This is a genomic window from Kitasatospora sp. NPDC043949, from assembly GCF_056435365.1.
In genome coordinates this window covers 128,548-138,298 of sequence record NZ_JBWKEQ010000020.1, presented here as the reverse complement: position 1 = coordinate 138,298, position 9,751 = coordinate 128,548, and the positions used below count along the sequence as shown (strand labels likewise).

Here is a 9,751-nt window from a genome sequence, read left to right as displayed (position 1 = left end):
GCCCCCCCCCCCCCCCCGCCCCACCCCCCCCCCCCCCCCCCCCCCCCCCCCCCCCCCCCCCCCCCCCCCCCCCCCCCTCCCCCCCCCCCCCCTCCCCTCCCCCCCCCCCCCGGGCCGGACGGTTCAGCCGGTCACTCCGGGTCGATCTTGCGGTACTCGCGGGCCGGGTCCACCCGGGGGCGGGCGGCACCCTTCTCGGTGTCCACCGGGCGCGGGCCGGCCGCCGGGTCGAGCGGCACCTGGGTGGCCGCGGGGGCCGCCTGCGGGACGCTCGGGGCGGCGACCGCGCCGCCGTTGACGCCGGGGTTGCCGGTCAGCCCGCCGAAGGCGCCGCCGAGGCCCTTGAGGGCGTCGCCGACCTCGCTGGGGATGATCCACAGCTTGTTGGAGTCGCCCTTGGCCAGCTCGGGCAGGGTCTGCAGGTACTGGTAGGCGAGCAGCTTCTGGTCGGCGTCGCCGTCGTGGATGGCCTCGAAGACCGTCCGGATCGCGGCCGCCTCACCGTCGGCGCGCAGCACCGCGGCCTGCGCCTCACCTTCGGCCCGGAGCACGTCGGCCTGCTTCTCACCCTCGGCCTTGAGGATCTGGGCCTGCCGCTGGCCCTCGGCGGTGAGGATCGCGGCGCGCTTGTCACGGTCGGCGCGCATCTGCTTCTCCATCGAGTCCTGGATGGAGGTGGGCGGCTCGATCGCCTTCAGCTCGACGCGGTTGACCCGGATGCCCCACTTGCCGGTGGCCTCGTCCAGGACGCCGCGCAGACCGGCGTTGATGACCTCGCGCGAGGTCAGGGTGGATTCGAGGTCCATCGAGCCGATGATGTTGCGCAGCGTGGTGACGGTCAGCTGCTCGATGGCCTGGATGTAGCTGGCGACCTCGTAGGTGGCCGCGCGCGGGTCGGTGACCTGGTAGTAGATCACCGTGTCGATGTTGACCACCAGGTTGTCCTGGGTGATCACCGGCTGCGGCGGGAACGGCACGACCTGCTCGCGCAGGTCGATCCGGTTGCGGACCCGGTCGATGAACGGGACGACGATGTTCAGGCCTGCGTTGAGCGTCCGGGTGTAGCGGCCGAAGCGCTCCACGATCGCGGCGCTGGCCTGCGGGATGACCTGGATCGTCTTGATCAGCGCGATGAAGGCCACCACGACCAGGACGACCAAAACGATAAGGACGGGTTCCACGGACTCTCCCCTAGATGACCAGGGCGGTCGCGCCCTGGATTTCGACGACGTCGACCTGCTGCCCCGGTTGGTACACGCTGTCCGGGTGGAGCGCGCGGGCCGACCAGATCTCGCCGTTCAGCTTGATCCGTCCGCCCTCCCCGTCGACGGTTTCCGCGACGACCGCGGTGGCGCCCTGGAGCGCCTCGATGCCCATCTTGATGTGCGGGCCCTGCCGCAGTTGCCGGTAGGCGATCGGGCGGACGAAGACCAGCAGCGAGACCGAGACCGCGATGAAGACCAGGGTCTGCCAGACCGCGTCTCCGCCCAGCCCGGCCACGCCGGCGGCCGCCAGCGCACCGACCGCGAACATGGCGAACTCCGGCATCGCGGTCAGCACCAGCGGTATGCCGAGCCCGACGGCGGCCAGGAGCCACCAGATCCAGCTGTCCACGTGTCCATCCTAGGGAGCGAAGGGCCTTCGAGGCGGACAGTTCCCGCAGGTCGAGGGGCGGAAACCGGTCGCGCGTGCGACCGGTCCCCGGAAACCCGACGACATCGGAGCGTGCGAGGCGCGGGCGGGGCGCGGGCGGGGGCTCAGCCCAGCGGCAGGCCCTGCGCGGACCAGCGGTCCCCGTGGCGCTCCAGGGTGAGCGGCAGGCCGAAGCACTTGGAGAGGTTGCGGGCGGTCAGCTCGGTGTCGATCGGACCGGCGGTGAGCACCTTGCCCTGGCGGATCATCAGGACGTGGGTGAAGCCCGGCGCGATCTCCTCGACGTGGTGGGTGACCATCGCCATGGCCGGGGCGAACTCGTCCTGGGCGAGCGCGCCGAGCCGGCGGACGAGGTCCTCGCGGCCGCCGAGGTCCAGGCCGGCCGCGGGCTCGTCGAGCAGCAGCAGCTCGGGGTCGGTCATCAGGGCGCGGGCGATCAGGGTGCGCTTGCGCTCGCCCTCGGAGAGGGTGCCGAACTTGCGGCCGGTGAGGTTGGACATGCCCATCCGGTCGAGCAGCGCGAGCGCGCGGGACTCGTCGAACTGCTCGTAGGTCTCCTGCCAGCTGACCGTCATGCCGTAGGCGGCGGTCAGCACGGTCTGCAGCACCGTCTGCTCGGCCGGCAGCTTGTCGAACATGGCGGCGCCGGCCAGGCCGATCCGGGAGCGCAGCTCGAAGACGTCGACCTCGCCCAGCTTCTCGCCCAGCACCGACACCTTGCCCGCGGTCGGGAACAGGTAGGTGGCGGCGATCTGCAGCAGGGTGGTCTTCCCGGCGCCGTTGGGGCCCAGGATGACCCAGCGCTCCCCCTCGGAGATGGACCACGAGACCTGGTCGACCAGCGCGCGTCCCTCCCGGACCACGGATACGTCCACCAGCTCCAGCACGTCGCTCATGCCTACGCCTTCCCCAATACAAGAATTTCGGCCGTCGGTGCGGGCGGCGAGCCTACTCCGGCAGCCGGTGGGCACGGGGTGGGTGCGCCGCACACGCATGGGCAAACCTACGCCACGCGGATGACCGCCGATTCCGTAGGCTGGCCGGATGCTCGCGACTCCTCCCGACAATCCGTACGAAGAACCCCGTTCGGGGCGGCTGACCGCGTGGGGCAACGCCCTGCTGGCCGGTCTGGTGCCGCCGGACAACGCCGCGGCGGCCGTGCTGGGCGACGACGAGAGCCACCGGGTGACCGGGCTGCCCGGGGACGGGCCGGGCGAACGGCACGGCCTCACCTGGGCGCTGGGACGGCTCCGAGTGCTCGGGGTCAAGGGCCTGCGACTGGCTCTGCCGTCCGCCGGGCACCCGCTGGGGCTGACCGGTCCGGCACCGTTCAACGAAGCGGCGATGGGCGTCGGGGAGGCGGTGCTGGCGGTGGGCGTCCCGCTCGGACTGGTGCCGGAGGTGGAGGTGTTCGGCCCGGCCGGGGACCGTTCGGCGACGGTGCTGTGGCGCTGCCTTGAGACCAACGACACACCGCCGGCCGACGTCCCGTCGCTGCACGAGGCCGAACGGGAGCTGGCCGACGGGCTGCGCGAGGCGACGCTCCTGCTGACCCGGCTGGACGTGGCGGGCGCCGGACCGGAGGCGCTGCGGGCGCTGGAGGCGTACCGCCGGCGCGGGCACGCCGAACTGCTGGCGCCCGGGTACCCGCCGCGTGCGGTGCGGGTGCTGGAGTCGGCCCGGCAGGTGTCGGCGCTGCTGGCGATCGCCGCGGGCGGGCACGGCGCGGCGGTCAGCGCCTCCGAGATGGCGGCGCGGCAGGCGGTGCTGGCGCCGCTGCGGCGCACCGCCCGGCGGGCGCAGGTGGCGGCGTACAACGCGCTGGTCGACGAGCGCGAGGACCGCTGAGCACGGGGCCCGCTCAGGACGCGGACCGCTGAACACGGGGCCCGCTAGGACGGGCCGCCGTCCCGCGCCTCGCCGTTGCGGACGGCCCACAGGGCCGCCTGGGTGCGGTCCGCCAGGTCCAGCTTCATCAGGATGTTGGAGACGTGGGTCTTCACCGTCTTCTCCGACAGGTGCAGGCTGCGGGCGATCTCCCGGTTGGAGCGGCCGTCGGCGATGTGGCCGAGGACCTCGCGCTCGCGTTCGGTGAGGGTGCCGCCGCGGCCCTGCGGGGCGCGGGGGCCGTCGTCGGCGAGCAGCGCCTCGGCCAGTTCGGGCTGGAGCAGGACGTGGCCGGCGTGCACCGAGCGGATCGCGCCGGCCAGCGCCTCCGGGTCGACGTCCTTGTAGACGTACCCGGCGGCGCCGGCCCGCAGCGCGGGGACCATCGTGCGGTGCTCGGTGAAGCTGGTGACGATCAGGATCCGGGCCCGGCTGCCCTCGCCCTTGAGCGTGCGCAGCGCCTCGATGCCGTCGACACCGGGCATCTTGAGGTCCATCAGGACGACGTCGGGGTCGAGTTCGCGGGCGCGCTCGACGCCCTCCGCCCCGTCGGCGGCCTCCCCGACCACCTCGATGTCGTCCTGGACCTCCAGGAACGTGCGCAGCCCGCGGCGGACCACCTGGTGGTCGTCGACCAGCAGGACGCGGATCGACGGCGTGCTGTCAGGCGGGTTGTCAGGCACCGGGGACCTCCATCTCGACGAGCGTCCCCCGGCCGGGGGCGGACTCCAGGGTGAGCGTGCCGCCGACGGCGGCCGCGCGGTCGCGCATCGAGGCCAGGCCGAGGTGGCGCCCGGCCCGGCGGACGGACTCGGGGTCGAAGCCGTGCCCGTCGTCGCGCACCCGCAGCACGGCGCCGCGCGCGGGCGTGCCGGCCAGGGTGACGGTGACGCGGCCGGCTCCGGAGTGGCGCAGCGCGTTGTGCAGCGCCTCCTGGGCGACCCGCAGCAGCGCGGCCTCCTGCGCGGGCGGCAGGGCGCGGACGCCGTCGGCGGCGAAGGCGACGTCCGCGGTGTGGGCCCGGTCGAGGACCTGCACCTGGGAGGCGAGGGTGGCGCTCAGCCCGTCCTCCTCCAGGGCGGCGGGGCGCAGTTCGACGACGACGGCGCGCAGTTCGTCGGCGGCCTCGGCGGCGAGCCGGGCGACCTCGGCGAGTTCGGCGCGGGCCCGGGCCGGGTCGCGGTCGACGAGCGTGGCGGCGGCCTTGGCGGTGAGCCGCAGCGAGAAGAGCTTCTGCGCGACGGCGTCGTGCAGGTCGTGGGCGATGCGGGCGCGTTCGCCGGCCAGGGTGAGCTCGCGGCTGCGCTCGTACAGGCGGGCGTTGGAGAGGGCGAGGGCGGCGTGCGCGGCGAGTATCCGCAGCAGTTCCTCGTCGTGGTCGGTGAACAGGCCGCCGCCGCGCTTGTTGGCGAGGAAGATGACGCCGGTGACCTGCGGTTCGTCCTCGGCGGCCTCGGCGTCCAGGATGGGCATGCCGAGGAAGGCGTCCATCTCGGGGTGGGCGGCCGGCCAGCCGCCGAAGGCCGGGGCCCTGCGGACGTCGGCGAGCCGGGTGGGGCCGGTCTCGTGCAGCATCTTGGCGAGGACGCCGTGCTGGCGGGGCAGCGGGCCGATCGCCCGCCACTGCTCGTCGGTGACGCCGTCGACGACGAACTGGGCGAAGCCGCCGTGGTCGTCGGGCACGCCCAGAGCCGCGTACTCGGCGCCGAGCAGGTCGCGGGCGGAGGCGGTGATGCGGCGCAGCACCTCGCGGACCTCCAGGTGCCGGCTCATCGCGAGCAGCGCCTGGCTGACCGCCTCGATGCCGGCCAGGCAGGGGTCGCAGCCGGGCATCGGGCGGGCCGGGCCGCGCAGGTCGAGGTGCGGACCGGCCGGGCTCCGGTGGTCGCTGGGCGTGCTGGGCATACCGCCAAACTACCGCCGCCGCGGGCGCCGCCGCGTCGGTCCGCGGCCGGGGTGGGCGCAGGTCCGGGGACCTAGGTCTCGGGGCCCGCGCAATGGAGGAGGGGCGGCTCTCCGGGTGATGGGAGAGCCGCCCCTCGTCGGGCGGGGCGAAGGGGGTCAGCCCTTCTGCATGACCTCGGGCTCGTGGCGGCGCTGGAGCCGGGTGACGATGACGCCGATGACGATCGAGATCGCGATCAGCGCGCCCGCGTCGATCGCCCACTGGGCGACGCTGGCGGTCCACAGCGGGTCGTACTGGGGGTTCTGGAAGTCCTTGTTCCAGGGGCCCATGAGCTTGGACAGGTCCAGTGTGGTGGCCACGATGCCGGTGCCCCAGCGGGCCGGCATCAGCCAGGCGGCCTGCTCCAGGCCGGGCTTGCCGAAGAGCTGGAACAGGCAGCCGGTGAAGACGACCTGGATGATGGCGAACATGACCAGCAGCGGCATGGTCTTCTCGGCGGTCTTGACCAGGGCCGAGATCATCAGGCCGAACATCATCGCGGTGAAGCTGAGCAGGATCATGCCGATGGTCATCTCGATGATCGGCAGGTCCTTGACGATCAGGCCGTGCTCGGGGAGCTTGCGCGGCAGGAAGCCGACCGCGGCGACGATGGCGCCCTGGATCACGCTGAAGAAGCCCAGCACGATGATCTTGGACATCATGTACGCCGAGCGGGAGAGCCCGGTGGCCCGTTCCCGTTCGTAGATGGCCCGTTCCTTGATCAGTTCGCGGACCGAGTTGGCCGCTCCGGAGAAGCAGGCTCCGATCGCCAGGATCATGATGATCGTCGCGGCCCCGCTGTTGAGGTGGAGCTGCGTGTTCGGATTGGGCGCGAGGCCCGCCCCGTTGGGGACCAGCACGCTGACCGCGCCGATGACGGCGGGCAGCAGCACCGACAGCGCCAGGAAGCCGCGGTCCGAGGCGAGGACCGACATGTAGCGGCGCATCAGCGTCCACAGCTGGGAGCCCCAGCTCTGCGGCTTCGGCGGCCGGACGGCCTCCTGGGCGACCTGGGCGTGCTGCACCTCGCCCGACTCCACGTCGGGGGCGGAGTACTGCTGGTAGTGCACCGAGCCGCGGTAGCGGCCGGCCCAGTCGTGGTCCGGGTAGTTCTCGAAGGCCTGGAAGACGTCCGCCCAGGTCTCGTACCCGAAGAAGTGCAGCGCCTCGTCCGGCGGGCCGAAGTAGGCCACCGCGCCGCCCGGCGCCATCACCAGCAGCCGGTCGCAGAGCGCGAGTTCGGCCACCGAGTGGGTGACGACCAGGATGGTGCGGCCGTCGTCGGCGAGACCGCGCAGCATCTGCATGACCTCGCGGTCCATGCCCGGGTCGAGGCCCGAGGTGGGCTCGTCCAGGAAGATCAGCGACGGCTTGGTGAGCAGTTCCAGGGCGACCGAGACGCGCTTCTGCTGGCCGCCGGAGAGCGCGGTGATCTTGTTGTCGGCGCGCTTGTCCAGGCGCAGCTCGTACAGCACCTCGTCGATCCGGGCCGCGCGCTCGCGCGCCTCGGTGTCGCCGGGGAAGCGCAGCTGGGCCGCGTACTTGAGGCCGGTGCGGACGGTGAGTTCCTTGTGCAGGATCTCGGACTGCGGCACCAGGCCGATGCGCGAGCGCAGTTCGGCGAACTGCTTGTAGAGGTTGCGGCCGTCGTACAGGACCTCGCCGCGGTCGGCCGGGCGGTAGCCGGTGAGGGCGCGCAGCAGGGTCGACTTACCGGAGCCGGACGGGCCGATGACGGCGACCAGGGACTTCTCCGGGACGCCGAAGCTGACGTCGTCGAGCAGGATCTTCTTGGCGCCCTTGTGCTCGACCTCGACGGTCAGGTGGCGGGCGGAGAAGGAGACCGCGCCGGTGTCGACGAACTCCTGCAGCTGGTCGCCGACCAGGACGAAGCTGGAGTGGCCGACGGTCAGCCGGTCCTGCGGGCCCATCAGCTGGCGCTGCACCCGCTGGCCGTTGAGGAAGATCCCGTTGTGGCTGCCGAGGTCGACGATCTCGTAGCGGCCGTCCTGGAGCTGGCGCAGCTCGGCGTGGTGGCGGGAGACCTGGAGGTCGGAGACCACGACGTCGTTGTCGAGCGCGCGGCCGATCCGGACGGTGCGCATGGCGGCGGTCAGGTTGCGGATGATCGTCGGCTGCGGGCCGTCGCCGTCCTGCGGGGCGGGCGGGAAGGCCTGCTGCTGCGGGAAGCCGCCCTGCTGGGGCTGGGGCTGGGGCGGGTGCTGCTGGTGCGGGAACGGTGGCTGGGGCCGACCCGCCCAGGCCTGCTCGGGCTGCGGCGGGTAGGGGGCCTGCGGCGACCAGCCCTGCTGCGGGGCCGGCGGCTGGGGCGTCGGCGCGGCGCTGCGGCTGGTGGCGGCCTCGTGCCAGGCGGGAGCCTGGGGGGCGGCGGCGTGCGGGGCGGCGTGGGCGGGCGCGGAGAAGCCGAGCCGGGGTCCGTTCTCCGGGTTGCCGAGGTTGACGACGGCGCCGGGGAACAGCTGGGCCTGCGTCGTCCGGGCGCCGGCCGTGTAGGTGCCGTTGGTGCTGCCGTGGTCGTCCAGCTGCCAGCCGCTGCCGTTGAAGGTGATGGTCCCGTGGTTCCAGGAGACCCTGGCGTCGTCGAACGGGAAGTCCGACTGCGGGTTGCGCCCGATGGTGTAGGACCGCCCGGGCTCCAGAGTCCGCTGCTGTCCGTTGATATCGATGACGAGTTGCGGCACTGTGCGCCTGCCCCGCTCTCTCGGTTCCCCCGAATTGTGCCCCCGACCAGGGGTGCGATGTTTCCGAAACTGACGGGGGGAATCATTCCAGCCTGCTGACCGCCGATAGAAGTCGCCCCGGGTGACTGTGACCAGGCTGCTACCCGGCACCCGTCCGCGACGTGGGACGGGTGCTCTGGGCCCGCCGGCCGGCGGGTAGCGTGGGAGGCACCATGAACGCATCGCCCCTGGCCGCTGAGCCCCTCCCCGCCGCCCAGCCCCGGACCGCGGACGAGCGCACCCTGCTCGTCAAGGTGTTCGGCAAGGACCGCCCCGGCATCACCGCCGGCCTCTTCGCCACCCTGGCAGGCTTCGCCGTCGACGTGATCGACATCGAACAGGTCGTGACCCGTGGCCGCATCACGCTCTGCGCACTGGTCACCCCGCCCACCGCTCCCGGCGCCGAGGGCGGACTGCGGGCCACCGTGCACCGCTGGGCGGAGGAGCAGAAGCTCCAGGCCGAGATCCTCTCCGGCATCGGCGACAACCGGCCGCGCCGCGAGGGCCGTTCGCACGTCACCGTGCTCGGCAATCCGCTGACCTCCGCCGCCGTCTCCGCGCTCACCTCCCGGATCACCGCGGCGGGCGGCAACATCGACCGTGTGTTCCGGCTCGCCAAGTACCCGGTGACGGCGGTCGAGCTGGCCGTGTCCGGTGTGGCCACCGACGAGCTGCGGGCCGAGCTGGCCCAGGAGGCGGCCACCCAGCGGGTGGACGTCGCGGTGGTCGCGGCCGGGCTGGAGCGCCGGGCCAAGCGCCTGGTGGTGATGGACGTCGACTCCACGCTCATCCAGGACGAGGTGATCGAGCTGTTCGCGGCCCACGCGGGCTGCGAGGAGGAGGTCGCCGAGGTGACGGCGCAGGCGATGCGCGGCGAGCTGGACTTCGCCGAGTCGCTGCGGGCCCGGGTCTCGCTGCTGGCCGGGCTGGACGCCTCGGTGACCGAGAAGGTGCGCGCGGAGGTCCGTTTTACGCCGGGGGCGCGCACCCTGATCCGCACGCTCCAGCGGCTGGGCTTCCAGGTCGCGGTGGTGTCGGGCGGGTTCACCCAGGTCACCGACCACCTGGTCGAGGAGCTGGGGCTGGACTTCGCGGCGGCCAACACCCTGGAGGTGGTGGACGGCAAGTTCACCGGCCGGGTGGTCGGCGAGATCGTGGACCGCGCGGGCAAGGCCCGCTGGCTGGCCCGGTTCGCCGAGCAGGCGAAGGTGCCGCTGTCGCAGACGGTGGCGATCGGCGACGGCGCCAACGACCTGGACATGCTGAACGCGGCCGGGCTGGGCGTGGCGTTCAACGCCAAGCCGGTGGTGCGCGAGGCCGCCGACACCGCCGTCAACGTGCCGTTCCTGGACACCGTGCTGTACCTGCTGGGCATCACCCGGGAGGAGGTCGAGGCGGCCGACGCGGTGGACGGCAGCCTGACCGAGTAGAGCCCGAAGACGCACACGAGGGGGGGGGGGGGGGGGGGGGGGGGGGAGGGGGGAGGGGGGGGAGGGGGGGGGAAGAAAAAGCCCGCAAGAAAAGA

At 73.1% G+C, this 9,751-nt stretch carries 8 protein-coding genes; 2 read left to right on the top strand and 6 right to left on the bottom strand.

The features are described 5' to 3' along the window. Positions 1–131: 131 nt before the first annotated feature. The 3 genes from AC07AL_RS18870 to AC07AL_RS18860 all read right to left on the bottom strand — a co-directional run bounded on the left by AC07AL_RS18870 (position 132) and on the right by AC07AL_RS18860 (position 2,549). Positions 132–1,181 (bottom strand): SPFH domain-containing protein, encoded by a 1,050-nt coding sequence (locus tag AC07AL_RS18870; protein ID WP_363589446.1) that lies wholly within the window; start codon positions 1,179–1,181, stop codon positions 132–134. 10 nt (positions 1,182–1,191) lie between these two features. Next, positions 1,192–1,602, bottom strand: a complete 411-nt coding sequence (locus AC07AL_RS18865) for an NfeD family protein (RefSeq protein ID WP_363589456.1) — start codon at positions 1,600–1,602, stop codon at positions 1,192–1,194. A 155-nt stretch (positions 1,603–1,757) separates the two neighbouring features. Then, positions 1,758–2,549, bottom strand: coding sequence for an ABC transporter ATP-binding protein (locus AC07AL_RS18860; protein WP_063349636.1), 792 nt, complete (start codon positions 2,547–2,549; stop codon positions 1,758–1,760). A 148-nt stretch (positions 2,550–2,697) separates the two neighbouring features. Here AC07AL_RS18860 and AC07AL_RS18855 point away from each other — a divergent pair, with 148 nt between their 5' ends. Then, the gene (locus AC07AL_RS18855; RefSeq protein WP_363589444.1) at positions 2,698–3,501 is read left to right on the top strand and encodes a hypothetical protein; all 804 of its coding nucleotides are present in this window, start codon (positions 2,698–2,700) and stop codon (positions 3,499–3,501) included. Between the two features lie 44 nt (positions 3,502–3,545). Here AC07AL_RS18855 and AC07AL_RS18850 read toward each other — a convergent pair whose 3' ends face one another. The 3 genes from AC07AL_RS18850 to AC07AL_RS18840 form a co-directional block, all read right to left on the bottom strand. Further along, entirely contained in the window at positions 3,546–4,223 is a 678-nt protein-coding gene (locus AC07AL_RS18850; protein WP_363589442.1) for a response regulator transcription factor, read from the bottom strand. Further along, positions 4,216–5,373: a GAF domain-containing sensor histidine kinase gene (locus AC07AL_RS18845; RefSeq protein ID WP_363589454.1), complete on the bottom strand. Its 1,158-nt coding sequence runs from the start codon at positions 5,371–5,373 to the stop codon at positions 4,216–4,218. The genes AC07AL_RS18850 and AC07AL_RS18845 overlap by 8 nt, the downstream gene beginning before the upstream one ends. 228 nt (positions 5,374–5,601) lie before the next feature. Continuing rightward, on the bottom strand, positions 5,602–8,187 hold the full coding sequence (locus tag AC07AL_RS18840; RefSeq protein ID WP_363589440.1) for an ABC transporter ATP-binding protein/permease: 2,586 nt from the start codon (positions 8,185–8,187) through the stop codon (positions 5,602–5,604). A 212-nt stretch (positions 8,188–8,399) separates the two neighbouring features. Here AC07AL_RS18840 and serB point away from each other — a divergent pair, with 212 nt between their 5' ends. Further along, complete coding sequence (gene serB / locus AC07AL_RS18835; protein ID WP_363589438.1) at positions 8,400–9,656, top strand: phosphoserine phosphatase SerB; 1,257 nt, start codon at positions 8,400–8,402, stop codon at positions 9,654–9,656. Positions 9,657–9,751: the final 95 nt, after the last annotated feature.